Below are 25,242 nucleotides of genomic sequence, written 5' to 3' on the forward strand. Positions count from 1 at the left end.
CTCCACGTAATAGAGAGAGTCTAGGCGCCGGATTGTCGCGCTGATGTCAAAACAATGTTGGATTGCTGTACGGCCAAACCCGGCCTGAACGCAACCCTGTGCGCTCAGACCGGGGCCGGCTGCATCAGTAGTGGTACCACTTCAACTCGAGCATCACCTCGTTTTGCGCAGTGGCCAGGTGGCTGTATTCACGCTTGGCGCTCAGGCGCAGGCCCAGGTCCTGGCTGATTTCCCACTGCTGATTGAGGCTGAGGCTGCGGCGCACTTCGCCATTGGTGAAGTAATCGCCCTTGGCTTCGACGGTCATGTTGCCCAGCCCATTGCGCCAGAGCAGGCCACCATTGAAGCCTGCAGCCGGGCTGATGAACTCGGCAAAGTCGTTGTGGTGTTCGACCCGTACCGTGCCCAAGGCGAAGCCGAGCAAGCCGTCGGCCAACTGCCAGGTGCCGCCGGCGCCGCCGTTGACGTGGCTGACCAGCACTTCATCGTCATGCTTGCCAGGTACCCGCTCAAGGCCACCGGCAACCTGCCACGACAGCGGTTTGAGCAGCTCGTTGCGCGGCGTCAGGGAGCGGATGGTGGCGAGGTCGAGTTGCTGTACCTGCCAGTCGTTGCCTTCGTACTGGCGCAGCTTGAGTTGGAGAATCTCGATCTGCGCGCCGAGTGGGAAGCCGTAGGCGTTGTCGTTGAGGTCGTGGTAAGCCATGCGCAGGCCGTACTCGGCAAAGGCGCGGTCTTCACGGGTGCCAACGCCAACCTGCCAGGTGCGCGACTGGTGGCCGTTTTCAGGCAGGCCCGGGCGTTCTACTTCGAGTGGCTCAGGTGGATTGCGGTTGATTGCCTGCAGCAGCTCGAAACTGCGCTTGGCCTGAGCCGGGTCGCGTTCCTGGCCGTTGGCGCGATAGCGCTCCAGGCGGTAGGCGGCGTCTTGCACCAGGGCCTGACGCGGCTTGGGCAGGGCGTTGAATTCGGCGCTCTGCAGCTGCGCGGTGTCGGCGCTGATGGCCAGCACTTGCTGTTTTTCCTGATGATCGAGCGAATCTGCGCGGGCCAGCAGTTCACGTTCACGCGAGGGCCGGTAGCGAACACTGGAAACCAGCCCGGATTGCTTGACTGCCTTGACCGTGTCGGTAGGGATCGCGGTCAGCGGGAACTGCGAGGTCAGGTCCAGCCCGGGGCGGGCGACCTGCAGCAGTTCGAGCAGGCGATACGAGCAGTTTTCGTCAAAGAAGAAATAGTCGAACTGGACCTGTTTGAGCTCCCACACGTGTTCGACCATGCGCCCGGTCTCGGTCGGCGTCAGGTCCAGCTGGTACTCCCACAGGTCGCGGTTTTCCAGGCTGCGATACTCGGACAACTTCTCCTGGTACGGCATCAGGGCGAATAACCCGGGGTAGCCACCTGCCAGGCCTTTCCAGGCATATAGAATGCTGTTGTCGCTGCCTTCGATGTAGGCACCGAAGTTGATCGCGTAGCTGAGCAGGGTGGTGTCGTCGTCGCGGGTCTTGGCCTGGTCGATACGCAGCAGGGTATGGCCGAACATCGACGACGGGCTGTTCAGGTAAGCCGCGGGGAATATCAGTACTGCGCTGTGCGGGTCTACCGACTGATACCACTGGCGGAATTCGGCGCAGTCGGGCTGCGGCAGGTCTTGCAGATCGAGTTGCTCGCGCAGCCAGCGGGTGCGCGCGGGGTAGACGCATTGGGCGTGCTTGTCGCCGAGGCTGGCCGGGGCGTACAACGCTTGTACAGTGGCCGCCAGTTCGCGGTCGGGATGGTGCCCGCCGTCTTCGGCGAGGAAGAATTTGGCATCGTCGACATAACTGCGCCAACCGCCCAGTTTGCCGGTCTCGTAGTGGCCGAGGGCAATCCAGTAGGGCGTGGTCGCCAGCTGTTGCAGGCGCGCAGGGTCGACGTGGGGTGCAGCGTTGAGCTGGGCGCTGCCAAGCAGAGCCAGAAGGGCAAGGCGTTTGAGCATGTCGGGCAACTACTTCTTGAAGGATGCCGATGATGATGCCAGTCCCGCCCCGGTGAGGGGCGGGAAGGGCCGGACTCAAGCCTCGGTAGCGTACTTGGCCAGTTGCGGGTCGCTTTTGAGCACCGCGAGGGTGTTGTTGTGCACGGTTTCAGCAGTGGCGTCGGCGCTGTTGAAGATCTCGCCGAAGTGCTGGTGGGTAACCGCGGCGAAGTGCGCGCGATCTTCAGGTGCAACGCCGAGAACCACGGCGTAGGTGGTCAGAGCTTCGCCCTGGCCTTGCGCCATGTCTTCGGAAAGCTCGTTCATCATGCCGTTCATGGCGAACCAGGACTTGCCGCCGTAGGTCAGCGAAGCCTTGGTCGAGCAACCGTTGGTGCCCGAGGTCATGCCGAAGGTGGCGTTGCCGGAAGTACCGTTGGTGGTGGAAGCCAGGAAGTGAGCAGGAGTCCCGCGCTGGCCTTCGAACAGCATGTTGCCCCAGCCGCAGTTCGGGCCACCAGGCGCTTCTGCCATGGCGTTGATCGAGATTGCGGTGAACAGAGTACCCAGAAGAATCCGTTTCATAGCTTCGTTCTCTTTCTTAGTAGACTTACCAATGGTCAGGGGTTCTGGCAATTCCTTGCCAGCTCGGAACAGCATAATGCTACCCCGCGCAATGTTGGAGTTTAGGCACGATCCAAAGGTTGCGTGGCTTATTACAAAAAATTGCATGAGTAATTGCCAGAGGTTGGCTGCGACATAAAGTCCCGGTGAGCCTTGCAACGTGCGGTCAGGCAGCGCCAGAATGCTTTCATCGCCCCGCCGAAGTAAGGAAACCCAATGCCCGATCCTGTCGCTGCGCGCCTGCGTCTTGCGCCTGAAGCCCTGACCCGGCGTTTTTCTCCCGAGCAGTTTGCTTTCACCAATACTGACGATCTGGAACCGTTTCGCGGCGTTCTGGGCCAGGAACGTGCTGTCGAGGCCCTGCAATTCGGTGTGGCCATGCCGCGCCCTGGTTACAACGTGTTTGTCATGGGCGAGCCGGGTACCGGTCGCTTCTCTTTCGTCAAACGCTACCTGCGCGCCGAGGGTAAGCGCCAGAAGACGCCGGCTGACTGGGTCTACGTCAACAACTTCGAGGACATGCGCGAGCCGCGTGCGCTGGAGCTGCCGTCGGGCACTGCCGGCGAGTTCATCAGTGACATGAACGGTTTGATCGACAACCTGCTGGCGACCTTCCCGGCAGTGTTCGAGCACCCGTCCTACCAGCAGAAAAAAAGCGCCATCGACCGCGCCTTCAACCAGCGCTACGACCGTGCCCTGGACGTTATCGAACGCGCCTCGCTGGAAAAGGACGTGGCCCTGTACCGCGACGCCAGCAACGTTGCCTTCACGCCGATGAGCGACGGCAAGGCGCTGGACGAAGCGGAGTTCGCCCAGTTGCCGGACGAAGTGCGCGAGCGCTTCCACGACGACATTTCGCAGCTTGAAGAGCGTCTCAACGAAGAGCTTGCCAGCCTGCCGCAATGGAAGCGTGAATCGAACAACCAACTGCGCCAGCTCAACGAAGAAACCATCACCCTGGCACTGCAGCCGCTGTTGGCACCGCTGTCGGAAAAATACGCTGAAAACGCAGCAGTCTGCGCCTATCTGCAGTCGGTGCAGTTGAACCTGCTGCGCACCGTGGTTGAAGAACTGGTCGATGACGCCAAGGCCGACCCGGTCGCGCGCAAGATGCTCGAGGAGTATTACGCGCCAAGCCTGATGGTCGGTCACCCCAACAGCGGCGGCGCGCCGGTAGTGTTCGAGCCGCACCCGACCTACGACAATCTGTTCGGTCGCATTGAATACAGCACCGACCAGGGCGCGCTGTACACCTCCTACCGCCAGCTGCGTCCAGGTGCCTTGCACCGGGCCAATGGCGGCTTCCTGATCCTTGAAGCAGAGAAGATGCTCGGCGAGCCGTACGTCTGGGACGGCCTCAAGCGTGCGTTGCAGTCGCGCAAGCTGAAGATGGAATCGCCGCTGGGTGAGCTGGGCCGCGTAGCCACGGTCAGCCTCGCGCCGCAGATGATCCCGCTCAACGTCAAGTTGGTGATCATTGGCTCGCGTCAGCTGTACTACGCGCTGCAAGACCATGATTCGGACTTCCAGGAGATGTTCCGGGTGCTGGTCGACTTCGACGAAGACATGCCCATGGTCGACGAGAACCTTGAGCAGTTCGCCCAGTTGCTGCGTACCCGCACCAACGAAGAGGGCATGGCGCCGTTGACCAGCGACGCGGTTGCGCGTCTGGCCACCTACAGCGCTCGCCTGGCAGAAAACCAGTCACGCCTGTCGGCGCGCATCGGCGACCTGTTCCAGTTGGTCAGTGAGGCGGACTTCATCCGCCAGTTGGCCAACGGCGAAATGACTGATGCCGGGCATATCGAACGGGCCCTGAAAGCCAAGGCTACTCGTACCGGGCGCGTCTCGCAGCGGGTGCTCGACGACATGCTGGCCGGGATCATCCTGATCGACACCGAAGGTGCGGCGATCGGCAAGTGCAACGGCCTGACCGTGCTCGAGGTGGGTGATTCGGCGTTCGGTATGCCGGCGCGGATCTCGGCCACGGTGTATCCGGGTGGCAGCGGTATCGTCGACATCGAGCGTGAGGTCAATCTGGGCCAGCCGATTCACTCCAAGGGGGTGATGATCCTAACCGGGTATCTGGGCAGCCGGTACGCCCAGGAATTCCCTCTGGCGATCTCGGCGAGCATCGCCCTTGAGCAGTCCTACGGCTATGTCGATGGCGACAGTGCGTCGCTGGGCGAGGCCTGTACGCTGATCTCGGCGCTGTCGCGCACGCCGCTCAAGCAGTGTTTCGCCATCACCGGCTCGATCAACCAGTTTGGCGAGGTGCAGGCGGTTGGCGGGGTCAACGAGAAGATCGAGGGCTTCTTCCGCCTGTGCGAAGCGCGCGGCCTGACCGGCGAGCAAGGGGTGATCATCCCGCGCGCCAACGTCGCCACGTTGATGCTCGATGAGCGTGTGTTGCAGGCAGTGGAGGCGGGTCAGTTCAACGTCTACGCGGTCAGCCAGGCGGACGAAGCGTTGAGCCTGCTGGTCGGCGCCGATGCCGGTACGCCGGATGAGAACGGTGAATTCCCCGAGGGCAGTGTCAACGCCCGAGTGGTCGAGCGGCTCAGCGAGATTGCCGAAATGATCAGCGAGGAAGACATCAAGGACGCTGAGAAGGAGCGTATGGAGGAGATGATCGCTCAAGCTAAACCGGCGTAAGTCAAAAAAACGGCGCTGGAGGCAATGTGCTACCGTTCGGCGCCGGTTTTCCATCTTTTTCCGTTGATCTTCTATGCTGGAACTTAGGGAGAGCAACAGCGTTCAGGATGGAAACAGCCTGCAGTGATTGGCTGAAATGGTTACCTCGGAGGGGACGCCGCCATGCGCAACCTCAGCCTCACCCGCCAGTGCCTTGGCCTGGTGACTCGTATTGAATGCAGCATTCGTCCGCTGTCTGGCGACAACGGCATGTGGACGCTGCTGTTTGCGGCCGGCATGGCCGGTGAACAGCCCTCGGCGATCAAGGCCCAGGGGCCGTTTCATGGACCGCTGGTGGCCGAGTCGGTGCTCAACGCGATTGTCGACAGCCTGACCTTGCATGGTTATCACGTCGCTGAAGACCCGCAGATCTGGTGTGTGCACCTGCAAGGGCAACTGCGCAAGATCAACGGTGAACGCTGCCGCAATCTGGGCGACTATCAGTTTCATCCTGAAACCTGACCCGCCCGCTTGAGCGATTTCTACCCTGCGGCAACCGACCGCAGGCTTTTGCTGTAACAGGTGGGTGGCTATACTCGCGATCGCTTTCCGCTCACCTGACGAGTTTTATCCTCCATGGAACGTTTTCTCGAGAACGCGATGTACGCATCGCGTTGGTTGCTTGCCCCGATCTACTTCGGTCTGTCGCTTGGCCTGCTGGCGCTGGCGCTGAAGTTCTTCCAAGAAGTCCTGCATGTGCTGCCCAATGTGTTCGCTCTCAGCGAGGCCGACCTGATCCTGGTCATCCTGTCGCTGATCGACATGTCGCTGGTTGGCGGCCTGCTGGTGATGGTGATGATCTCTGGCTACGAGAACTTCGTCTCGCAGCTGGACATTGACGACAGCAAGGAAAAGCTCAGCTGGCTGGGCAAGATGGACTCGACCTCGCTGAAGATGAAAGTCGCCGCGTCGATCGTGGCAATTTCTTCGATTCATCTGCTGCGGGTGTTCATGGATGCGCAGAACATCTCCACCGACAAGCTGATGTGGTACGTGATCATCCACATGACCTTTGTCATTTCGGCATTTGTCATGGGTTATCTGGACAAGCTGACCAAGCACTAAGCATTGCTCTGCCGCATTGCCCATGCCGCCCGACCGTTGCCCAACGGCCGGGCGGTTGTGTATCTGCGGTGCGCAGTGGCCCGGTAGCTGATCTGCTGCGCTGCAGTGTGCTAGGCTGCTCGCCCTTTTGATCAAGGGCGCGGCTGCACTGCGCCCTGCTGCGGAGCAAGTCAATGTCCGAACTCATTCTGTCCACCGACGAAACCCGCGTCAGCTACGGCATTGGCCGTCAGCTCGGCGGTCAGCTGCGTGACAACCCGCCACCAGGCGTCAGCCTGGAAGCCATCGTCGCCGGCCTGACCGACGCCTTCAATGGCGTTGAAAGCCGGGTCAACGAGGCCGACCTGTCGGCTGCGTTCAAGACCATCCGCGACATCATGCAAGCCGAAGCCGCTGCCAAGGCTGAAGTCGCTGCTGCTGTGGGCGTCGAGTTCCTGGCTGAAAACGCCAAGCGCGAAGGCATCACCACCCTGGCTTCAGGCCTGCAGTTCGAAGTGCTGACCGCCGGTGTTGGCGCCAAGCCAAGCCGCGACGACACTGTACGCACCCACTACCACGGCACCCTGATCGACGGCACTGTATTCGACAGTTCCTACGATCGTGGTCAGCCTGCTGAATTCCCGGTTGGTGGCGTGATCGCCGGCTGGACCGAAGCTCTGCAGCTGATGAATGCCGGCAGCAAATGGCGCCTGTATGTGCCGAGCGAGCTGGCTTACGGCGCTCAAGGCGTTGGCAGCATCCCGCCGCACAGCGTTCTGGTGTTCGACGTCGAGCTGCTCGACGTTCTGTAAGACCGTCTGGGCCGCCTGGTGCGGCCCTTTCGCTTGACCTTCAGTTCCAGTCCGTCCCGCCAGGGCGCAATGCCCGTGCATAGCAGAACAGAAACAAATTGCGTACCAGCTCCTTGAGCACCACCGGCTCGCTTGAATTAAGCCCATGCAGGTCCAGGTCACCCTGGTCGCGTAGCTCGTTGAGGGCGTCCTGTTCAAGTACCGCGCACACTTCACCGGTCTCGCGGTGGAGGATTCTCAGGTAGGGATGGGGGCGGTCCAGCCAGGCGTCGATCAGATAAGTCATGGCTACTCTCCTTGGATAGCTGTTTCCAATGAGAATAATTCTTATTATCAAAATAGCAAGTAACTATTGGTTTTTTTCGCCAATGGTCGGTCGATCCTGTTGCAGGATCTGTCGGGGCCACCGAGGGCAGCCCCAGACCAGAGCAAGTCAGACCTTGCGCACGAACTCGGACTTGAGCTTCATCGGGCCGATGCCGTCGATCTTGCAGTCGATGTCATGGTCGCCGTCGCACAGGCGGATGTTCTTGACCTTGGTGCCGACCTTGACCACCAGCGAGGTGCCCTTGACCTTGAGGTCCTTGATCACGGTGATGGTATCGCCGTCCTGCAGGACGTTACCGACCGAATCCTTCTTCACCACGTCATCGCTGGCTGCTTCGGCATCGCCGCTGGCCGACCACTCGTGGGCGCATTCAGGGCAGATCAGCTGGGTGCCGTCTTCGTAGGTATATTCGGAATTGCATTTGGGGCAGGCAGGCAGAGTGCTCACTACGGGTCCTTTGGCAGGGCTGGAAAAGCCTACATTGTATAAGGTTTTGCCCGTGAGCGGGGCGATGAGATTCGCTCTCATCGCCCTCTGCTGGCGCGATCCGTGTTGGAGCGCCCGATTAGTGAGTACGGGCTACCGCAAACTCGCTGAGTTCGACCAGTGCATCGCGGTATTCGCTGGCTGGCAGTACTTCCAGGCAGGCGATGGCGCGTGCGACGTAGTCGCGGGCCATCTGCGCGGTGTAGGCGAGGGCGCCTGAGTCGTGCACGGCAGCGCGAATCTGCTCGAGATCTTCCAGGCCACCCTTCTGGATCGCCTTGCGCACCAGTGCGGCCTGCTCGGGCGAGCCTTCGCGCATGGTGTAGATCAGCGGCAGGGTCGGCTTGCCTTCGGCCAGATCGTCGCCGACGTTCTTGCCAAGTGTCTCCGAGTCGCCCTGATAGTCGAGCAGGTCGTCGACCAGCTGGAAGGCCACGCCAAGGTGATCACCAAAGGTGCGCAGCGCTTCACGTTGCTCGTCGCTGGCACCGGCCAGCGCAGCGGCGCTGTGGGTCGAGGCTTCGAAGAGCATCGCGGTCTTGCCGCGGATGACTTCCATGTACACCTCTTCGCTGGTGCTCGCATCACGTACCCGCGACAGCTGCAGCACTTCGCCTTCGGCGATCACGCGAGTGGCCTTGGCGAGGATCTGCATCACCGACATCGAACCCAGTTCGACCATCATTTCGAACGAGCGCGAATAAAGGAAGTCGCCCACCAGCACGCTCGGCGCGTTGCCCCACAGCGCGTTGGCGGTGGAGCGGCCACGGCGCATGCCGGACATGTCGACCACATCGTCGTGCAGCAGGGTGGCGGTGTGGAGGAACTCGATGGTCGCTGCCAGCAGGCGCAGGTCGTCGCTTTCGCGACCCAGCGCCTTGCCGCAGAGCAGTACCAGCAAGGGCCGCAGGCGTTTGCCGCCGGCCGACGTGATATAGTCGCCGATCTTCGATACCAGCGGCACGCGCGAGGTCAGCTGCTTCTTGATGATCTCGTCGACGGCGCTGAAATCATCAGCTACCGCGCGGTAGAAGGTTTGGGGTTGCATCGGCTGCTCCATTGGGGTTGCGCGGCATGCTAGGTCGAGGGTTGCGGTGTGTCAAGGCACGCTGCCTGCCGCGCCGGGGCGGGACTTGCAAGGCCATCCTGGGTTGCGTACAATCGCGCACCCTAACTTTCCTGGGCAGCACCTGCCTTACGCAATTGCGCCGGGCCGTTCCAGCCTTGTGCAGCCATGCCAGCCAATACTCAATATATAAAGAGCTGGGTGAGCAGGATTATCGGAGAAATACCATGTCTTACGCAGTAATTGTTACCGGCGGCAAGCAGTACAAAGTCGCTGAAGGTGAATACCTGAAGATCGAGAAACTGGAAATCGCCACTGGCGAATCCGTGACCTTCGATCGCGTCCTGCTGGTTGCCAATGGCGACGCAGTCACCATCGGTGCTCCAGTTGTTGCTGGCGCTACCGTGGTTGCCGAGGTCATCTCGCAAGGCCGTCACGACAAGGTTCGCATCATCAAGTTCCGTCGTCGTAAGCACCACATGAAGCGTATGGGCCACCGCCAGTGGTTCACCGAGATCAAAATCACCGGCATCCAGGCTTAATTTCCTAGATCCCCTGAATTTATTTGGAGAATTGAACCATGGCTCACAAGAAGGCTGGTGGTAGTACTCGTAACGGTCGCGACTCAGAATCGAAACGCCTTGGCGTGAAGATGTATGGCGGCCAGGTCATCAAGGCCGGCAACATCATCGTCCGTCAGCGTGGCACCCAGTTCCACGCCGGCTACGGCGTTGGCATGGGCAAGGATCACACCTTGTTCGCCAAGATCGAAGGCGTGATCAAGTTCGAGAAGAAAGGCGAATTCAACCGCCGTTACGTGAGCGTCGTCGCGGGCTAATCGCGCTGTCGCTGGAGAAGCCCCGTCACGCGACGGGGCTTTTTCGTTTGTGGTGAGCCTCTTGCAAAGCTGTTTGTCTGGGCTGCCGGCGTCGGTCTCTGCGTCTCGGGGTCGCCGCGCTCATTTTTGCAAGAGCCTCATGTTTTTGAGTCATTTCAACTCGTCTGCTGACGAGAGGCGGTTTCTATGAAGTTTGTTGACGAAGTATCGATCCGGGTCAAAGCCGGTGATGGCGGTAACGGTTGCATGAGCTTCCGCCGCGAGAAGTTCATCGAGAACGGTGGCCCCAACGGTGGTGATGGCGGCGACGGTGGCTCGGTGTACATGATTGCCGACGAAAACCTCAACACCCTGGTCGACTATCGCTACACCCGTCACTTCGACGCCCAGCGCGGCGCCAACGGCGGCAGCACCGACTGCACCGGCAAGAAGGGCGAAGACATGATCCTGCGGGTGCCGGTTGGCACCACCGTGATTGATGCCTCGACCCAGGAAGTGATCGGCGACCTGGTCAAGGCCGGGCAAAAGCTGATGGTCGCCCAAGGCGGCTGGCACGGCCTGGGCAACACCCGTTTCAAGTCCAGCACCAACCGTGCGCCACGCCAGACCACCCCAGGCAAGCCGGGTGATCAGCGTGACCTGAAACTGGAAATGAAAGTCCTCGCTGACGTCGGCCTGCTCGGCCTGCCCAACGCTGGCAAAAGTACCTTCATCCGTTCGGTATCGGCCGCCAAGCCGAAAGTCGCCGACTACCCGTTCACCACCCTGGTGCCAAACCTGGGCGTGGTCAGCGTCGACCGCTGGAAGAGCTTCGTCATCGCCGACATCCCCGGCCTGATCGAAGGCGCCTCGGAAGGTGCCGGCCTGGGTATCCGGTTCCTCAAGCACCTGGCGCGTACTCGCATCCTGCTGCATCTGGTTGACCTGGCGCCGCTGGACGAGACCAACTCGGCCGACGCTGCCGAAGTCATCGTCAACGAGCTGACTCGCTTCAGCCCGTCGCTGGCCGAGCGTGAGCGCTGGCTGGTGCTGAACAAGTCGGACATGCTGATGGACGACGAGCGTGACGAGCGGGTCAAGGAAGTGGTCGAGCGCCTGCAGTGGAAGGGCCCGGTCTATGTGATCTCGGCAATCTCCAAGCAGGGTACCGAAGCCCTCAGCCGCGACATCATGCGCTACCTCGAAGACCGCGCCGACCGCCTGGCCGCCGACCCGGCCTACGCCGCGCAGCTGGCCAGCCTCGATCAGCGCATCGAAGACGAAGCGCGTGCTCAGTTGCAGGCCCTGGACGATGCCCGTACCTTGCGCCGCACTGGCGTCAAGAGCGTGCACAGCGTTGGCGAAGACGATGTCTGGGATGATGATTTCGAGGACGACGAAGACGGCCCGGAAATCATTTACGTGCGCGACTGACCGCTTGCAGTACACTAAACGCCGCTCTCAGGAGCGGCGTTTTAGTATCTACGAATCGACATGGGTTGGATGAAGATGCGAAGCAAGGTGACGGGCGCGAAGCGCTGGGTCGTGAAGATCGGCAGCGCCCTGCTGACCGCCGATGGCAAGGGCCTGGACCGCGGTGCCATGGGCGTTTGGGTCGAGCAGATGGTGGCCCTGCGTGAAGCAGGGGTGGAGTTGGTGCTGGTCTCTTCCGGGGCCGTAGCAGCGGGCATGAGCCAGCTTGGCTGGAACAAGCGACCGAGTGCCATGAACGAGCTGCAGGCCGCCGCCTCGCTGGGCCAGATGCGCCTGGTGCAGGCGTGGGAGTCGAGCTTTGGTGAGCACGGCAAGCACACCGCGCAGATCCTCCTGACCCACGACGATCTGTCTGATCGCAAGCGTTACCTGAATGCCCGCAGCACCCTGCGCACTCTGGTCGATCTGGGTGTGGTGCCGGTGATCAACGAGAACGACACGGTGGTCACCGACGAGATCCGTTTCGGCGACAACGACACCCTTGCAGCGCTGGTGGCCAACTTGGTCGAAGCGGACCTGCTGGTGATTCTCACCGACCGCGACGGTATGTTCGATGCCGACCCACGGCACAACCCCGACGCCCAGCTGATCTTCGAAGCGCGCGCCGATGACCCGGCGCTCGACGCCGTGGCCGGCAGCACCGGCGGTGCGCTGGGGCGCGGCGGCATGCAGACCAAACTGCGTGCGGCGCGCCTGGCGGCGCGTTCCGGTGCGCACACCATCATCATTGGCGGGCGCATCGAGCGCGTGCTGGATCGGCTCAAGGCCGGTGAGCGCCTCGGCACGCTGCTGTCGCCAGAGCGCGGCATGCTCGCGGCACGCAAGCAGTGGCTGGCAGGCCACCTGCAGACCCGCGGCACGCTGGTGCTCGACGAGGGTGCCGTGCAGGCACTGCGCCAGGCCAACAAGAGCCTGCTGCCGGTTGGGGTCAAGACTGTTCAGGGCAGCTTCCGTCGCGGCGAGATGGTGATCTGCGTCGGCCCGGACGGCCATGAAGTGGCCCGCGGGCTGGCCAATTACAGTGCATTGGAAGCGCAGAAGATCATCGGCCAACCGTCCGATGCAATCGAAGCGTTGCTTGGCTACAGCGCGGAGCCCGAGCTGGTGCACCGCGACAACCTGGTTCTGGTGTAAGGGGATGACTGTGCTGAAAAAGCTGTTTGCCGTGGCGGTGTTGATGCTGCCGATGGTTGCGGGCGCTGAAGAAATCGGCCAGGTCTCGACCGTGTTCAAGTTTGTCGGGCCGAATGACCGGATCGTCGTCGAAGCGTTCGATGACCCCAAGGTCGAGGGTGTGACCTGCTACCTGTCGCGGGCCAAGACCGGCGGCGTAAAGGGTGGCCTGGGCCTGGCCGAGGACCGTGCAGAAGCATCGATCGCCTGCCGTCAGGTTGGGCCGATCAACTTCAAGGGTGAACTCAAGGACGGTGACGAGGTGTTCAAGGAGCGCACCTCGCTGGTGTTCAAGACCATGCAGGTGGTGCGTTTTCTCGACAAGAAGCGCAACACCCTGGTGTACCTGGTCTACAGCGATCGCATGATCGAAGGCAGCCCGCAGAACGCGGTGACCGCGATTCCGATTCTGCCTTGGGCGCAGTAGCAGGTAGTACTTATTTTGGGGCTGCTTTGCAGCCCTTTCGCGACACAAGGCCGCTCCTACAAGAGCAGATCGCTGCTTGCCTGTAGGAGCGGCCTTGTGTCGAGAAAGGGCCGCGCAGCGGCCCCACTAGCGCAGATCACAGATCAGGCCAACTCTTCGGCCACATCCTCACGCACAATCGCCTTCTCTGCATCGATCCGGCTGATGTACTTCCAGTCCGATTCGTCGATGTAGATGCCATTCGGCCCGCTACCACCTTCCAGATCGATCGCCACGTGCGCCGACACCTGTGGCTTGACGCTGGCCAGAATCGGCACGAAGCCCAGCTGCTGGCTGGTCTCGAGCAGCGCCGCCTGGTTGCGTTCGTCGATGTCGGCGGCCTCGTCGAGGTAGTACGGCAAGCGAATGCGTCCGGCCAGGTCGCGGTCCATCAGGTGCAGCAACAAGTACATGTTGGTCAGCGCCTTGATGGTCATGGTGGTGCCGTTGGAGGCAGCGCCATCGATGTCGGCGTGGATCACCGGCTGGCTGTTGATCTTGGTGATCTCGAACGCCAGCTCGAACAGGTCCTTGAGGCCCAGTTGGTTGTGGTTGGCTGCCACCAGCCGGGCCAGGTACTCCTTGGCCTCTTCGTTCTTGTGATCCTGGTCGCTGCTTTGGGTCAGGTCGAACACCGACAGGGTCTCGCCTTCTTCGTACTGGCCAGCGCTGTGGATGATCTGGTCGATGTGCTTGAGCGCTTCCTTGTTCGGCGCCAGCACCACGCGGAAGCTTTCCAGGTTGGACACCTGGCGCTTGTTGATCTCGCGGTTGAACAGCGCCAGCTGGTGCTCGAGGCTGTCGTAGTCGCTGCGGATGTTGCGCAGGGTCCGGGCGATGTCGGTAACCGCCGCACGGCGCGCCTTGGCCAGGGTCAGGGCTTCTTCGGTGCGGTGCGAGTAGGCGTTGATCAGCAGCTGCAGGCGGCGCTCCATGTCGTCTTCGCTGTCGAACTTGGCCACCCCTTTGAGGCGTACCTGGGCGTACAGCGCCTCGATCTGGTTATCCGCCCGTTGCAGCGCCTGCCAGCTGTCCTGATAGTCATTGAGCAGCGGCAGCAGGTTGTCCATCGAGTCGTCCACCGCTTCCATGAACGGCGTGCCGAACGGCATGTCGTTGGGTAGCAGCTGACGGCGGCGCAGGGCGTCTTCGAGGGTGCGCTGCTTGGCTTCGAGGTCGGCCAACTGACGGCCGACCAGTTGCAGCTTGGCCGACAGTTGCTGGACGCGCTCGGTGAAGGCGTCGCTGGAGCGCTTGAGCTCGTCCTGGGCCGCTTCAAGCTGGGCCAGTTGCTCAAGCTTCTCTGGCTCTTCAGCGGCCAGGGTTTCGCTGCGGCGGAAGTCTTCCAGGGCCTTTTGCGCATCCAGTACCTGCTGGTACAGGGCTTCGGTCTGGGCCTTGCTGGCGGTGCGGTCGGCGGCGACCGCCTGCTGGGTCTTGAGCTGCTTGAGCTCGCGGTCGAGGCGGTCTTTTTGGTCGCGCAGCGCCGCGCGGTCAGCCAACGCTTGCAGCGCCGGCGGCTCGATGTGCGAGAGGTCGATGGACAGGCCCGGCGCCTCGAAACGCTCGCCCTTGAAGCTGTCGAGCACCGCTTCCAGTGACTTGACCCAGAGGTCGCTGTCATCCAGTTCGATGCCGCGCTCGCCCAGCGGCAGGCTGAACAGTGCGCCGTTGAACAGGCGCATCAGGCGGTCGACGTCGCCTTGCGAGAACTCTTCGCGCAGGCGTGCGTAGCTGTTGTTGTCGGCATGATCGAGCTGCTGCTTGACCACCTTGACCCGCTTCTCCAGATCCCGCACACGTTCGTCGAGGTCTTCGGCGGAGAACTGCCGCGATTGCGCCAGGGCGCCGGCAAGTTCGTCGTGGGCGTCCTTGGCGGCAAGCAACTGCTGCTCGAGGACGCGTACATCATCGACCAGCGCAAAGCGATTCTTCAGCACCGACAGTTCGCCCAGCCAGCGCTGGATACCGCTGATCTCGCGCTCCAGGCGCATCAGCTCCTGGGTACCGCCGCGTTGGTCGTTCTGCAGGCGGTCCTGCTCGCTGCGGTAATGCTCGGACTGGATCACCAGTTCTTCTTTACGCGCCATGGCATATTCCTGCCAGGTGCCGAGCAGGTTATCCAGCAGCGGCGACAGGCGATGCAGCTTGCCACGCAGGATGTCGCGCTGAGCGACGCCGCCGGCGAGGGCTTCGACCAACGGCCCGGCGGCGACCAGGGCGTTGTAATCGCCTTCCATGCGGCGTACGTCGCGGAAGGCCTCTTCGCAGGCAGCGATGTAGTCGACGCTGCCCGAGCGCAGGCTGTGCTCGAAGGCATCGAGGAACAGCTGCTTGAGCTTGGCTGCAGTGATTTCGCGCATGTGCAGCAGGTTGATGAACAGGGCGCGGAAGGTCTTCAGGCTCTGCTCGCTGGTCGAGCGCAGCGGGATCAGGGTCAGGTCCAGTGGCACCGAAGTATGGCCACCGACCAGCAGACGGCGCAGTTCGTCGGGCTTCAGCTCGTAAGCCTTGAGGCCATTGCGCTCAAGGTTGGTGAACAGCTCCTTTTGGCGCAGGCAGGTGTCGTCTTTCTGGTAGTGAGCCAGGTCCAGCTGGCCTTGGTAGGCAAAGAACTGGTGACCGAAGCCGCCGCCCGGGCCGCGGCCGACCACGCCGATCACGTGCGGGCCATGGGGCAGGTCCAGCTCGCAGAGGATGTAGCTGGTGTCGCTGGCGAAGTAGAAGCGGCGTGACTGCTCGAGGCTGTACTTGCCGAAGCTCATGTCCGACATGCGCGCCAGAATCGGGAACTGCAGGGCGTTGATCGACGCCGACTTACCCAGGTTGTTGGCGCCATAGACCGACAGCGGGTGCTCCAGCGGGAACAGGCCGAGGCTGTAGCCGGCGGTGTTGAGCAAGGCGAAGCGGCGGATGCCGTAGCGTTGCTGGCTCATGCGTCAATCTCCTGTTGCTCTTCGCGGATGGCGCGGGCAAGGGCGTCTTCTTCGCTCTCGTCGCCGGCAAACGGGCTGAGGTCGAGCGGGTCGTCGGTTTCCAGTTGCTCGGCGCTGTCGTCGTCGGCCAGCGCCGGTACCGGCAGTGGCAGGGCGCTGTGCAGGGTCGCGGCCAGGTCGCGGTCCTGCTGCACCGACAGGCACACATCGATGAAGCGGTGCATCGGCGGCAGGAAGCGGTAGATGCCGCCTTCTTCATGGGCGAAGCCCAGTTGGGTCATGCGCCGGAGGATCTTTTCTTCAAGCTCGTCGACGGTCTGTACTTCGGCCTGGATGAACAGGTCGCGGTACTTTTCCAGCAGCGACGGCAGCTCATCGCGGCCGATGCTGCCGCCATCGAGCACGGCGATCGGGTCGCGGCCCTGGTCAGCCAAGTGCTCGACCAGGATGAAGGTGAACAGCGAAAGGCGCTGGGCGGTCTTGTTGACCTGCGCCGCGGCCAGCTCTGGCACGAAGTAATAGAAACCGCGGGTATCGCACACCAGCTCGAAGCCAAGCGCCTTGAACAGGGTGCGGTACTGGTCCTGGAAGTTCGACAGCTGGGCGTACAACTCGGGGTCGCGGCGGCTGACGTGGAAACCTTTGAACAGCTCGCGGAAGATCGGCGCGAGCTGGGACAGTTCGGAAAGATCAAGATGCATTGGCTGGGCTCGCAGTGGATGCAGGCGATGATTCGGTCAGGGCGAAGGAGCGCAGGCTCACCCGGTGTTCGGTGGTGAGATAGTCGCGCCGTTCGAGGCGCTCGCGGCTGAAGCGCTTCTCGCGCGACAGGCGCGAGAACCAGTACAGCAGCTCGTCGGTGGCGCCTTCGGGCTCCTGCTCCAGCAGCCACACCATCAGGTCGGGCAGCGGCAGGGCGCTGGCACAGCGTTCGAGCATCTCCTTGACCGTGCGCGGGGCACGTGGCGTCGGGCCCTTGTCGGTGCGGTGGGCCTTGGGGAAGCGCGCCGGCTTGGGCTCGAAGCGGGCCAGCGCGTAAACGTAGGCCTCGACCTGGCTGGCGCTGCCGAGAAAGGTGCTTTGCGGTCGAGTGAACATCGGCATGGCCGCGTGCGGCACGGCATCGATGCCCTTGCGCCGGATCACCGACAGGGCCAGCGCCGCGCCGCGGGTCACGGCGTTGTGCCGGCGCGCTTCTTCGCGCAGCGGCAGCAGCAGTTCGCGGGCATGGCGCAGGGTCAGCTGGGCGCTGGTCTGCATCTCGAGGATGCGCGCATGGGTGCGCAGGAGCATGTCGTCGTCGACCAGGTGGCCGAGCCGCGCCTGCTCGCCGAGCAGGCGCAGCAGCACTGTCTCGACCTTGCGCACGCCTTGCTCGAAGGCGCCGTCGGCGTTGACCAGCTGGATCATCGGCTCGACGTACTCGTCCCAGGTTGCCAGTACTTCGGCGTAGCGCTGGCGCAGCGGGATCTGCCGGTTGCTGGTCTTGGCCCGTTCGGCTACCGCGACCAGCGCCTGCTCGTCGTTGCCGAGTTTCTTCAACACGTCGCGCACGCGCATGTCGAGCAAGCGCAGCTGGCGCGCCAGGTCATCGCTGTCGCGGTTATCGAAAGCGTCCTGAATATGCCCGGCCAGGCGCTCCAGGTGGCGCAGATAGGCTTCGATTTCCAGGCACAGGCCGAGCCGGTGCTCGCGGCGCAGGTAGGCCAGGAAGTCGTGGATCTGCGCATTCAGCTCGAAGCGGTTCGGGCTTTTTGCCACCGGTACCAGAATATCCAGGCGGATCCACACATCGAGCAGCTGGGTGATGTCCTGCGGGGTGCTTTCTACCTGCTGGCGGCCGAGTTGCTGGCGCAGTTCGATCAGGCTCAATGTGCCCTGGTCGAAACGCTCGCACAGCGGCTCGATCAATGCCCAGTGTTCGGCGAGGGCGCGCAGGACGCGCTTGGGTTCGATCATTGGCGGGTCGACTCGTTGCCAAATTAAAGCCGGCGATTGTACTGCATCCAGGGGGGAGGAATTCACCCCTTGGTCTGTAATGAGATTGCGTCAGGGATTTACCGGGTTGGCCCAGGGTTTTGCCGGCTGGCAAATTTCCGCCAACCTGTAGCGGCGCGGGGCGGTCAACGGCGTTAGAATGCGCGACTGACTTTTCCCGGATGACCGTGCTGTGCTGATCGAGTCCCGCCGCCGCGCTTACCTGTCCGCCATGCAAGTGGTGCACTGGCTGCCGCGTGCCGAACTGCCGTTCGCTGCGCCGTCGCGCCCCGAGCTGCTGCTGCCGCAGGCGCCGGTCGAGGAGGTCGAACTCGAAGCCTTGGCGCCAGCGTCTGCCGCCGCGCCGATCGCGCCGCAGGCACGCAGCATCGAACGGCCGAAAATCGAGATTCCGCGCCCAGCCAGCAGCGTCAAGCCAGCGGTCAAGCCGACCGAGACCGAGGCTGAGCCAGTGGTGGCCCGTGCGGCGCCGGTGCCACCGCCACGGTTTGCCCTGCAGTTGCTGCGCGCCGGCAGTTGCCTGGTGCTGGTCGAGCTGGCCACCGGGCAGCCGTTCCAGAGCCGCGACCCATCCTACCTGCTGCTCAAGGACATGCTCCGCGCCGCCGGCCTGCCGGATGCGCCGCAGATCATCGGCGAGCCGATCCGTTGGCCGCTGCTGGTGCGCGGCAACATGGACCAAGGCCCCGAGGCTGCGCGTGACTTCGTCCAAGGCTTTATCCAGGCACGCCTGGAAGAATCACCCTGCACCTGCCTGTGGCTGATCGGCCTGCCGGCGCTACGCTTTGCCGCCCAGGCCGAGGCACCGGCCTATTACCAAGAACTGCAGGTCGAAGCGCTGGGCACTGCCTGGGCGCTGCCTGGCCTGGAACTGTTGATGGACGAGCCGCAGCGCAAGGCGGACGTCTGGCAAGCGATGCGCCAGCTGATGGCGCGCTGGAAGAGCGTTGAATGAGTGATTCGATCAGTTTCCGCCCGATGACCGAGGCGGACCTGGATGCGGTGCTGAAGATCGAGTACGCCGCGTTCAGCCATCCCTGGACCCGCGGGATTTTTCTGGATGCGCTCAAGTCATACCAGATCTGGTTGATGTTCGATGGCGCCCAGCAGGTGGGTCACGGCGTGATCAACGTGATCATCGACGAAGCGCACCTGCTCAACATCACCGTAAAACCGGAAAACCAGGGCCGCGGCCTGGGCCTGCGCCTGCTGGAAAAACTCATGGCCGAGGCCTACAAGCTCAATGGCCGCGAGTGCTTCCTCGAGCTGCGCGCGAGCAACCAGTCGGCCTATCGTCTGTATGAACGCTTCGGCTTCAACGAGATTGGCCGGCGCCGCGACTACTATCCAATGGCTGGTGGCCGCGAAGATGCCCTGGTAATGGCCTGCACCCTGTTCGACGAGTGACCTTGCGCCGTCAGGTCCAGTCACACAGGCATAACCTGATGAGGCAAGACCATGCACGACCTGCAGGAACTGATCGACAACAACGAGCGCTGGGCTGACGCGATCACCCAGCGTGACCCGGACTTCTTCGCCAAGCTGGCCCGTCAGCAGACGCCGGAGTTTCTCTGGATCGGCTGCTCCGACGCACGCGTGCCGGCCAACGAGATCGTCGGCATGCTACCGGGCGATCTGTTCGTCCACCGCAACGTCGCCAACGTGGTGCTGCACACCGACCTTAACTGCCTGTCGGTGATTCAGTACGCGGTCGAAGTGCTCAAGGTCAAACACATCCTGGTCACCGGCCACTATGGCTGCGGCGGCGTGCGCGCGGCCATGCAGGACCGTCAACTCGGACTGATCGACGGCTGGCTGCGCTCGATTCGTGACCTCTACTACGAAAAACGCGGTGAGCTGGCCAAGCTCGACACGGACGAGGCGCGGGTCGACCGCATGTGCGAGCTGAACGTGATCCAGCAGGTGGCCAACGTTGCCCACACCAGCATCATCCAGAACGCCTGGCATCGCGGTCAGGAGCTGTCTATCCATGGTTGCATCTATGGCATCAAGGATGGCCGCTGGAAGAGCCTGGACACCACCATAAGCGGCTTTGCCCAATTGCCGCCGCAATACCGCCTGCGCCCGCAGGAGTAGGCTTAACTCTAAGCCAGTAGCGGCCAACTGGCTGAAGGGGTGAGCAATGAAAACAGCAAGGATGCTGCTCTGTGCAGCTGGCTTGAGCATCGCCAGTGTTGCTCAGGCCGACCCGCGCGACCTGTGGATGTTCGCCCAGTGGGCCGGCGACCATCAGACCCGACCGTTTCGCGAAATGCTGGTCGAGGCACGGCTGTATGGTGTGGTGCCTATCCATCAACTACTACGCTCGGCATCGGACTGGCGCCAGTGTCGTGCCTCGCCGTTCGCGGTGCCGCCACAGGCGCAATGGCCGGCGGTGCGCTCGACCCTGGCATTGCTGAAAACCTTGGGTGGGCAGGGCGCCCTGGGTCAGTTCGAGGTGGTCTCGGCATACCGCGATCCGCAACTCAACGCCTGCGCTGGCGGCGCGGTGGACAGTGCCCACATGCGCGCCTTTGCCGTTGATCTGTTGCTGCCGGTATGGGCCGACCCCAATCCGCTGTGCCGCTTCTGGCAGCAGCATGGTCAGGCCTGGAAGATGGGCCTGGGCCGCTACCCGTCGGGGCGCATCCATATCGACACGGCCGGCTATCGCACCTGGGGCGGTGATGGCAGCTCGGGTTCGTCGTTTTGTGCCAAACCCAGCTGAGCCAGGCAGGCCTGAGATTGGCAGCGCACCCAGTCGGCAAAGCGCTGGCGCTTGCAGCCGGGCAGAAACGCCTGCGGGCTGAGCAGGTGATACGCCGAGCCATCCGCGATAAACCCGGCGGGCGCGTGCAATTGGCCGCTGGCAATCTCGTCGCTGACCATCAAGGCTGACGCCATGGCCAGCCCAAGGCCAGCGCTGGCTGCCTGGATCGACAGATAGAAGTGCTCATACTCGCTGCCTGCGCGCTGCCGTGCCCCTTCGCCGCGCAACCGATGCCAGTCAGACCATGCCTTGGGGCGGGTGCGGCTGTGCAGCAAACGAGGGTTTTGCGCCGCTTGCTGGCTGCCCGCTCGACAGACCGGCCCCATCCATTCATCGCAGATCTTCACGCTGTGCAGCGTGCGTTCCCAGTGAAAATCGTCACGCCGCAAGGCCAGGTCAATGCCGCTGCGGGCAAAGTCCACCGCTCCGCCAGCAGCGACCAGTTGCAGCTGGATATCCGGGTGCGCGGCATGAAAGTCCGGCAGCCGTGGGATCAGCCAGCGCATGGCGATGGTCGGCTCGCAGGACAGCACCAGCACGTTGTCCTGAAGCGGTTGTTGCAAGCGCTGCACGGTGTCTTCGATCTGCTCGAAGATGGCCTGGGTGGTGCTCTGCAGGGCGCGCCCGGCGGCTGTCAAAAACAGCGCCCGGTTGCGCCGCTCGAACAGTTCGACCCCCAGACTTTGCTCTAGCAAGCGTACTTGCCGGCTAACCGCGCCATGGGTGACGTGCAGACGCTCGGCCGCGCGCACAAAGCTCTCGGTCTGGGCGGCAACGTCGAAAAAACGCAGGGTGTTGAGCGGCGGCAGTTTCATTGAAATCTCGGCGCAAGTGAACGCTGCATATCTGTGAGAAAAACTAGCGGATTTGCGCGACTATAAATCGATTTTGACCTGTGGATAAGCCCTCGATAATCGACGATCTGTGGATTTTCATCGTCTATCGAGGTTGCCTGAGTGAATGAACTGATTGCCGTCGCCGTGTTTACCGTACTTGCCGTGATCAGCCCCGGCGCTGACTTTGCCATGGTCACCCGCAGCAGTTATGCACAGGGGCGCAAGGCCGGCCTGGCCGCTGCGGTCGGCATTGCCTTGGGTGTGCAGGTGCATGTGCTGTACACGGTGCTGGGCATTGCCGTGATCATCAGCCAAAGCCCGGCGCTGTTCATGGCCATGAAGGTGCTGGGCGCGGGCTACCTGATTTATCTGGGCTACCAGTCGCTGACCAATACCAAGCGGATCCACCTCGACGACGTCGGCCAGGGGCAGGGCAGGGGTAGCTTGAGGGCGTTACGCACAGGATTTTTCACCAACGCGCTGAACCCCAAGACCATGCTGTTTGTGATCAGCGCCTACACCCAGGTGGTGCAGCCGGGCAGCTCGCTGGCGCAGGACTTCGCCTACGGCGCGTTCATGTCCTTCGCCCATTGGCTGTGGTTCAGCCTGGTGGCGGTGTTTTTTTCCAGCGCAGCGCTGCGCCTGGCAATGATCGAGCGCCAGCGAGTGGTTGATCGGCTGATCGGCGTGGCGCTGATCAGCCTGGGGGTGACCGTGCTGGTTGCGGGCGTGCGCTGAGCTCAGCTGGCGCGCGCCTGGCTCAGCGTCAGTTCGGCGCAGAGCCCGCCTTGGCGCAGGTTGTACAGACGCAAGTCGCAGCCGATCTTGTCGACAATCATTTCCACGATCGCCAGGCCCAGCCCGGCGCCATTGGCGTTGCCCCGGCTGTAGAAGCGTTCGAACAGGCGCTCCATGTCTGCCTCGTCAATGCCCGGGCCCTGATCCTCGACGCTGAGGCGGTTGTCGCCGATCACTACCTTCACTTCGCTGCCCGGCGGGGAGAAGTTGAGTGCGTTGGTCACCAGGTTCTGCAGGGCGATGGCCAGTGCCACCGGCTCGGTCTCGACCCAGCACTCTTCGTCACCTTCGAGGACCAGGTCGACACCCTTGTTCAGCGCCAGCGGGGTCAACTCGGCCAACTCTTCACGCACCAGCTCGGTCAATTGCACGCGGCTGCGCTGGGGGTCGCTCAGTTGCGGCTCGATACGGGCCATGGTCAGCAACTGGCTGCCGATGCGGGTAGCGCGGTCGACGCCGCTGACCAGAAAATCCAACGCTTCGTGGCGTTGCTCGGCGGTGGCGGCGTTGCGTGCGTTTTGTGCGTGAATGCGCAGAATCGCCAGCGGCGTGCGCAGTTCGTGGGCGGCGTCGGCGATAAAACGGCGCTCGCGGGCGAGCAGCTCTTCGACTTGCAGCAACAGCCGGTTGAGCGCGGTCTGCATCGGTTCCAGATCGCTCGGCAGCGGCTTGAGGCGCAGTGGATGGAGGCTGCCGGTCTGCCGCACGCGGAGCTTACGGGCCATGCTGCGCAAGGGCTTGAGGCCCCAGCCGATCACCAGCCAGATCACCAGCGTCAGCAACGGCACGCCGATCAGGGTTGGCCACAGAGTGTGACGCATGATGCGCTGGATCAGGTCCTGACGAATGTCGTCGCGCTCGCCCACCCAGATCAGCAAGCCTTGCTGCGGGTCGGCGAGGAGAAACGCGCACCACTCGTTGCCGTTATCGAGCAAATCATGGGCACCGAGGGTCGCGGGCGGCGCTGCCAGCACCGGCGCCTCGGCCGAGCGCACCAGCAACTCGCCATCGCTGCGCCAGACCTGGAAGGTGAGGCGGGTTTCGTAAGGGTGGGCGACGCCGTCGACACCGACCCGACTCATGGCCTGGTCGAAGGCCTGATACAAGCGCTCCCAGTCGGCCTCGCCAGCATCGCCCTGGCGCAGTACACCCTGCAGCAGACGGGCGCTCTGGGCGAGCTGGGCGTCGTAGACTTCTTCGATTTCGTGATGGCTGTCGCGCAGCACCAGCCAGCTGATCAACGCGTCGCCGAGCAGGATCATCACCAGTACCGGGACCAGAATGCGCGCGCGGACCGAGATCATGCCTGCACCGCCAGCACATAACCGACACCGCGTACGGTGCGGATCAGCTCGCTGCAGAGCTTTTTGCGCAGGTTATGAATCAGCACTTCGAGGGTATTGCTCTCGACCCGATCCTGCCAGCCATACAGCGCACGGGACAGGCGCTCGCGGGTGACGACCTTGCCGGGGCGCACCATCAGTTGATGCAGCAACTGGTACTCCATGGGCGTGACGATGACCTCGGCGTGCAGGTAGTGCACTTGTTGTGTGGCTGGGTCGAGGCTGATCCCGGCGTGCTCCAGCAGCGGTTGCGCACGGCCCTGACTGCGGCGCAGCAGGGCGCGCACGCGGGCCTTGAGTTCGTCGACGTCGAACGGTTTGATCAGGTAGTCGTCGGCGCCGGCATCCAGCCCGGCGATACGCGCGGCGGTGCCATCGCGGGCGGTCAGGATCAGCACCGGCAGGTCCTGCTGCTCGGCGCGCAATTGCTGCAACAGGTCGAGGCCGTCCAGGCGTGGCAGGCCGAGGTCGAGCAACAACAGATCGAAGCTCTCGGTGCGTAACGCGTGCAAGGCGGCCACCCCATCCTGCAGCCAGTCGAGGGTATAGCCTTCGGCGCCCAAGGCCACGCGAATACCCTGGCCGAGGGCTCGATCATCTTCGACGAGGAGTAGGCGCATGGTGCAGTCTCTGAAGTAATCGGCGGCATCATGCCGGGTTCTGCACAGGCGGATTTCAGCAAAGATGTAACTGCTCGTTACCGGCTAAGGTTGGCCTAAGGTTGCTTTTGCATTGTGGGCCCACCCACATCTGCCGAGAGCTTTTCCATGCGCAAAATTCTCCTGCTGTCCCTGATCATCGCCAGCCCCCTGGCCGTCGCCGGCCCGCAGTGCACCACCGCCGAACGCTCGCAGTGGCAGGATCAAACTGCCTTCCAGGACAAGCTCAAAGCCGAGGGTTACCAGATCAGCAAGTTCAAGGTCACCGACGGCAGCTGCTACGAGATCTACGGCTTCGACAAGGACAAGCGCAAGGTCGAAATCTACCATGACCCGGTCACCGGCAAGGCAATCAAGACCGAGATCAAAGACTGATGCAGGGCGAATCCCTGCGCCTGTGGGACCCTTTGGTAAGGCTGTTTCATCTGTCTATCGCCGGGGTCTTCGTCGCCAACTACTTCTTCAATGAAGCCGGCGACGACTGGCATGTCTGGCTCGGCTACTACGCCATGGCCTGGCTGCTGGTACGCAGCGTGTGGGGATTCGTCGGGCCGCGCAGTGCGCGCTGGGCAGACTTCTGGCCGACCCCGCAACGGCTCGCCGCGCACCTGCGCTCACTGCTCAAGGGCAAGCCGCAACACCGTCTTGGCCATTCGCCTATTGGCGCGCTGGTGATGTTGTTAATGCTGCTGGCGCTGCTGGTGATTGGCAGCAGCGGGTTCCTGATGCAAGAAGTCGATGCCCTGTGGGGCGCCGATTGGCCGCTGCAAGTCCACGAGACTGCCGCCGATGTGTTGTTGGCGCTGGTCTGTGTGCATGTGCTGGCCGCAGTGTTTGAAAGTATCCAGGTGCGGGACAACCTGCCGCTCTCCATGCTCACCGGCCGCAGGAAGCGCCTGCCGGAAGAGCGTGCGCAGTAATACTCCCATCGACAGGTTCTC

Annotated in this window: 27 protein-coding genes; 16 read left to right on the forward strand and 11 right to left on the reverse strand. The window is 62.7% G+C overall.

Annotation, left to right across the window (positions count from 1 at the left end):
• Window positions 1-124 precede the first annotated feature (124 nt).
• Together M2396_RS20930 and M2396_RS20935 are read right to left on the reverse strand one after the other, a co-directional pair.
• Window positions 125-1,978: a DUF4105 domain-containing protein gene (locus M2396_RS20930; protein WP_259077706.1), complete on the reverse strand. Its 1,854-nt coding sequence runs from the start codon at window positions 1,976-1,978 to the stop codon at window positions 125-127.
• 75 nt (window positions 1,979-2,053) lie between these two features.
• A complete protein-coding gene (locus M2396_RS20935) occupies window positions 2,054-2,542 on the reverse strand; it encodes a DUF3015 domain-containing protein (protein WP_101316383.1) in 489 nt (162 codons plus the stop codon).
• 255 nt (window positions 2,543-2,797) lie between these two features.
• On the opposite strand from M2396_RS20935, the gene M2396_RS20940 reads away from it, so the two are divergent.
• From M2396_RS20940 to M2396_RS20955, 4 genes are all read left to right on the forward strand, one after another.
• Window positions 2,798-5,236 (forward strand): Lon protease family protein, encoded by a 2,439-nt coding sequence (locus M2396_RS20940; RefSeq protein WP_259077709.1) that lies wholly within the window; start codon window positions 2,798-2,800, stop codon window positions 5,234-5,236.
• A 162-nt stretch (window positions 5,237-5,398) separates the two neighbouring features.
• Window positions 5,399-5,737, forward strand: a complete 339-nt coding sequence (locus M2396_RS20945) for a hypothetical protein (protein WP_101316388.1) — start codon at window positions 5,399-5,401, stop codon at window positions 5,735-5,737.
• Window positions 5,738-5,851: 114 nt separating this feature from the next.
• The gene (locus tag M2396_RS20950; RefSeq protein WP_101316390.1) at window positions 5,852-6,340 is read left to right on the forward strand and encodes a TIGR00645 family protein; all 489 of its coding nucleotides are present in this window, start codon (window positions 5,852-5,854) and stop codon (window positions 6,338-6,340) included.
• Between the two features lie 173 nt (window positions 6,341-6,513).
• Window positions 6,514-7,131, forward strand: a complete 618-nt coding sequence (locus tag M2396_RS20955) for an FKBP-type peptidyl-prolyl cis-trans isomerase (RefSeq protein ID WP_101316392.1) — start codon at window positions 6,514-6,516, stop codon at window positions 7,129-7,131.
• A 40-nt stretch (window positions 7,132-7,171) separates the two neighbouring features.
• On the opposite strand, the gene M2396_RS20960 is transcribed toward M2396_RS20955, so the two are convergent.
• From M2396_RS20960 to M2396_RS20970, 3 genes are all read right to left on the reverse strand, one after another.
• A complete protein-coding gene (locus tag M2396_RS20960) occupies window positions 7,172-7,417 on the reverse strand; it encodes a hypothetical protein (protein WP_101316394.1) in 246 nt (81 codons plus the stop codon).
• Between the two features lie 147 nt (window positions 7,418-7,564).
• Window positions 7,565-7,906 (reverse strand): zinc ribbon domain-containing protein YjdM, encoded by a 342-nt coding sequence (locus tag M2396_RS20965; RefSeq protein ID WP_101316396.1) that lies wholly within the window; start codon window positions 7,904-7,906, stop codon window positions 7,565-7,567.
• A gap of 118 nt (window positions 7,907-8,024) precedes the next feature.
• Window positions 8,025-8,993, reverse strand: coding sequence for a polyprenyl synthetase family protein (locus M2396_RS20970; protein WP_101316398.1), 969 nt, complete (start codon window positions 8,991-8,993; stop codon window positions 8,025-8,027).
• Window positions 8,994-9,238: 245 nt separating this feature from the next.
• Here M2396_RS20970 and rplU point away from each other — a divergent pair, with 245 nt between their 5' ends.
• From rplU to M2396_RS20995, 5 genes are all read left to right on the forward strand, one after another.
• Window positions 9,239-9,553: a 50S ribosomal protein L21 gene (gene rplU, locus M2396_RS20975; protein ID WP_101316400.1), complete on the forward strand. Its 315-nt coding sequence runs from the start codon at window positions 9,239-9,241 to the stop codon at window positions 9,551-9,553.
• A gap of 38 nt (window positions 9,554-9,591) precedes the next feature.
• Entirely contained in the window at window positions 9,592-9,849 is a 258-nt protein-coding gene (gene rpmA / locus M2396_RS20980) for a 50S ribosomal protein L27 (protein ID WP_101316402.1), read from the forward strand.
• A 186-nt stretch (window positions 9,850-10,035) separates the two neighbouring features.
• The gene (gene cgtA, locus M2396_RS20985; RefSeq protein ID WP_101316404.1) at window positions 10,036-11,262 is read left to right on the forward strand and encodes an Obg family GTPase CgtA; all 1,227 of its coding nucleotides are present in this window, start codon (window positions 10,036-10,038) and stop codon (window positions 11,260-11,262) included.
• A gap of 75 nt (window positions 11,263-11,337) precedes the next feature.
• Window positions 11,338-12,456, forward strand: a complete 1,119-nt coding sequence (proB, locus tag M2396_RS20990; protein ID WP_101322938.1) for a glutamate 5-kinase — start codon at window positions 11,338-11,340, stop codon at window positions 12,454-12,456.
• Window positions 12,457-12,460: 4 nt separating this feature from the next.
• Window positions 12,461-12,922: a CreA family protein gene (locus tag M2396_RS20995; RefSeq protein WP_150570020.1), complete on the forward strand. Its 462-nt coding sequence runs from the start codon at window positions 12,461-12,463 to the stop codon at window positions 12,920-12,922.
• Window positions 12,923-13,065: 143 nt separating this feature from the next.
• Here the strand turns inward: M2396_RS20995 and mksF are convergent, their stop codons facing one another.
• Genes mksF through mksB form a run of 3 tightly spaced genes read right to left on the reverse strand, consistent with a single transcriptional unit; the run spans window position 13,066 to window position 17,856 of the window.
• Window positions 13,066-15,897: an Mks condensin complex protein MksF gene (gene mksF, locus M2396_RS21000; protein WP_150570021.1), complete on the reverse strand. Its 2,832-nt coding sequence runs from the start codon at window positions 15,895-15,897 to the stop codon at window positions 13,066-13,068.
• Complete coding sequence (gene mksE, locus M2396_RS21005; protein ID WP_259077718.1) at window positions 15,894-16,598, reverse strand: Mks condensin complex protein MksE; 705 nt, start codon at window positions 16,596-16,598, stop codon at window positions 15,894-15,896. The genes mksF and mksE overlap by 4 nt, the downstream gene beginning before the upstream one ends.
• Window positions 16,588-17,856, reverse strand: coding sequence for an Mks condensin complex protein MksB (gene mksB, locus M2396_RS21010; protein ID WP_259077721.1), 1,269 nt, complete (start codon window positions 17,854-17,856; stop codon window positions 16,588-16,590). Before mksB ends, mksE begins: the two co-directional genes overlap by 11 nt.
• 211 nt (window positions 17,857-18,067) lie before the next feature.
• Between mksB and M2396_RS21015 the strand changes: the two genes are divergently transcribed.
• The 4 genes from M2396_RS21015 to M2396_RS21030 are packed head-to-tail and all read left to right on the forward strand — an operon-like array spanning window position 18,068 to window position 20,623.
• A complete protein-coding gene (locus M2396_RS21015) occupies window positions 18,068-18,850 on the forward strand; it encodes an energy transducer TonB (RefSeq protein WP_259077725.1) in 783 nt (260 codons plus the stop codon).
• Window positions 18,847-19,302, forward strand: a complete 456-nt coding sequence (gene rimI / locus M2396_RS21020; protein ID WP_101316416.1) for a ribosomal protein S18-alanine N-acetyltransferase — start codon at window positions 18,847-18,849, stop codon at window positions 19,300-19,302. The genes M2396_RS21015 and rimI overlap by 4 nt, the downstream gene beginning before the upstream one ends.
• 51 nt (window positions 19,303-19,353) lie before the next feature.
• Window positions 19,354-19,992 carry a carbonate dehydratase gene (gene can / locus M2396_RS21025; RefSeq protein WP_101316418.1) on the forward strand — a complete coding sequence of 213 codons (639 nt, stop codon included), beginning with the start codon at window positions 19,354-19,356 and terminating at the stop codon, window positions 19,990-19,992.
• A 46-nt stretch (window positions 19,993-20,038) separates the two neighbouring features.
• Window positions 20,039-20,623: a D-Ala-D-Ala carboxypeptidase family metallohydrolase gene (locus M2396_RS21030; RefSeq protein WP_259077730.1), complete on the forward strand. Its 585-nt coding sequence runs from the start codon at window positions 20,039-20,041 to the stop codon at window positions 20,621-20,623.
• Here the strand turns inward: M2396_RS21030 and M2396_RS21035 are convergent.
• Complete coding sequence (locus M2396_RS21035) at window positions 20,563-21,480, reverse strand: LysR substrate-binding domain-containing protein (RefSeq protein ID WP_259077732.1); 918 nt, start codon at window positions 21,478-21,480, stop codon at window positions 20,563-20,565. The genes M2396_RS21030 and M2396_RS21035 overlap by 61 nt on opposite strands.
• A gap of 141 nt (window positions 21,481-21,621) precedes the next feature.
• On the opposite strand from M2396_RS21035, the gene M2396_RS21040 reads away from it, so the two are divergent.
• Window positions 21,622-22,239: a LysE family translocator gene (locus tag M2396_RS21040; protein ID WP_150570024.1), complete on the forward strand. Its 618-nt coding sequence runs from the start codon at window positions 21,622-21,624 to the stop codon at window positions 22,237-22,239.
• Between the two features lie 2 nt (window positions 22,240-22,241).
• Here the strand turns inward: M2396_RS21040 and M2396_RS21045 are convergent, their stop codons facing one another.
• Entirely contained in the window at window positions 22,242-23,603 is a 1,362-nt protein-coding gene (locus M2396_RS21045) for a sensor histidine kinase (protein ID WP_150570025.1), read from the reverse strand.
• Window positions 23,600-24,262 (reverse strand): response regulator, encoded by a 663-nt coding sequence (locus M2396_RS21050; protein WP_150570026.1) that lies wholly within the window; start codon window positions 24,260-24,262, stop codon window positions 23,600-23,602. Before M2396_RS21050 ends, M2396_RS21045 begins: the two co-directional genes overlap by 4 nt.
• Before the next feature lie 147 nt (window positions 24,263-24,409).
• On the opposite strand from M2396_RS21050, the gene M2396_RS21055 reads away from it, so the two are divergent.
• Both M2396_RS21055 and M2396_RS21060 read left to right on the forward strand, forming a co-directional pair.
• Window positions 24,410-24,676, forward strand: coding sequence for a PepSY domain-containing protein (locus M2396_RS21055; protein WP_150570027.1), 267 nt, complete (start codon window positions 24,410-24,412; stop codon window positions 24,674-24,676).
• Window positions 24,676-25,221, forward strand: a complete 546-nt coding sequence (locus M2396_RS21060) for a cytochrome b/b6 domain-containing protein (protein ID WP_259077737.1) — start codon at window positions 24,676-24,678, stop codon at window positions 25,219-25,221. The genes M2396_RS21055 and M2396_RS21060 overlap by 1 nt, the downstream gene beginning before the upstream one ends.
• The last annotated feature ends 21 nt before the right edge of the window (window positions 25,222-25,242 follow it).

The organism is Pseudomonas sp. BIGb0278 (assembly GCF_024809895.1).
In the GTDB taxonomy this organism is placed as follows: Bacteria; Pseudomonadota; Gammaproteobacteria; order Pseudomonadales; family Pseudomonadaceae; genus Aquipseudomonas; species Aquipseudomonas shirazensis.

Bases quoted from the DNA above. Each gene is read 5' to 3' on its own strand.
- M2396_RS20950 (WP_101316390.1), top strand. From the start codon at position 5,852: ATGGAACGTTTTCTCGAGAACGCGATGTACGCATCGCGTTGGTTGCTT.
- M2396_RS20945 (WP_101316388.1), top strand. From the start codon at position 5,399: ATGCGCAACCTCAGCCTCACCCGCCAGTGCCTTGGCCTGGTGACTCGT.
- M2396_RS20930 (WP_259077706.1), bottom strand. From the start codon at position 1,978: ATGCTCAAACGCCTTGCCCTTCTGGCTCTGCTTGGCAGCGCCCAGCTC.
- M2396_RS20995 (WP_150570020.1), top strand. From the start codon at position 12,461: ATGACTGTGCTGAAAAAGCTGTTTGCCGTGGCGGTGTTGATGCTGCCG.
- proB (WP_101322938.1), top strand. From the start codon at position 11,338: ATGCGAAGCAAGGTGACGGGCGCGAAGCGCTGGGTCGTGAAGATCGGC.
- mksF (WP_150570021.1), bottom strand. From the start codon at position 15,897: ATGAGCCAGCAACGCTACGGCATCCGCCGCTTCGCCTTGCTCAACACC.
- M2396_RS21035 (WP_259077732.1), bottom strand. From the start codon at position 21,480: ATGAAACTGCCGCCGCTCAACACCCTGCGTTTTTTCGACGTTGCCGCC.
- M2396_RS21055 (WP_150570027.1), top strand. From the start codon at position 24,410: ATGCGCAAAATTCTCCTGCTGTCCCTGATCATCGCCAGCCCCCTGGCC.
- mksE (WP_259077718.1), bottom strand. From the start codon at position 16,598: ATGCATCTTGATCTTTCCGAACTGTCCCAGCTCGCGCCGATCTTCCGC.
- cgtA (WP_101316404.1), top strand. From the start codon at position 10,036: ATGAAGTTTGTTGACGAAGTATCGATCCGGGTCAAAGCCGGTGATGGC.
- M2396_RS21050 (WP_150570026.1), bottom strand. From the start codon at position 24,262: ATGCGCCTACTCCTCGTCGAAGATGATCGAGCCCTCGGCCAGGGTATT.
- mksB (WP_259077721.1), bottom strand. From the start codon at position 17,856: ATGATCGAACCCAAGCGCGTCCTGCGCGCCCTCGCCGAACACTGGGCA.
- M2396_RS20935 (WP_101316383.1), bottom strand. From the start codon at position 2,542: ATGAAACGGATTCTTCTGGGTACTCTGTTCACCGCAATCTCGATCAAC.
- M2396_RS20960 (WP_101316394.1), bottom strand. From the start codon at position 7,417: ATGACTTATCTGATCGACGCCTGGCTGGACCGCCCCCATCCCTACCTG.
- rplU (WP_101316400.1), top strand. From the start codon at position 9,239: ATGTCTTACGCAGTAATTGTTACCGGCGGCAAGCAGTACAAAGTCGCT.
- rpmA (WP_101316402.1), top strand. From the start codon at position 9,592: ATGGCTCACAAGAAGGCTGGTGGTAGTACTCGTAACGGTCGCGACTCA.
- M2396_RS21060 (WP_259077737.1), top strand. From the start codon at position 24,676: ATGCAGGGCGAATCCCTGCGCCTGTGGGACCCTTTGGTAAGGCTGTTT.
- M2396_RS20955 (WP_101316392.1), top strand. From the start codon at position 6,514: ATGTCCGAACTCATTCTGTCCACCGACGAAACCCGCGTCAGCTACGGC.
- can (WP_101316418.1), top strand. From the start codon at position 19,354: ATGCACGACCTGCAGGAACTGATCGACAACAACGAGCGCTGGGCTGAC.
- M2396_RS21030 (WP_259077730.1), top strand. From the start codon at position 20,039: ATGAAAACAGCAAGGATGCTGCTCTGTGCAGCTGGCTTGAGCATCGCC.
- M2396_RS20970 (WP_101316398.1), bottom strand. From the start codon at position 8,993: ATGCAACCCCAAACCTTCTACCGCGCGGTAGCTGATGATTTCAGCGCC.
- M2396_RS21045 (WP_150570025.1), bottom strand. From the start codon at position 23,603: ATGATCTCGGTCCGCGCGCGCATTCTGGTCCCGGTACTGGTGATGATC.
- M2396_RS20940 (WP_259077709.1), top strand. From the start codon at position 2,798: ATGCCCGATCCTGTCGCTGCGCGCCTGCGTCTTGCGCCTGAAGCCCTG.
- rimI (WP_101316416.1), top strand. From the start codon at position 18,847: ATGAGTGATTCGATCAGTTTCCGCCCGATGACCGAGGCGGACCTGGAT.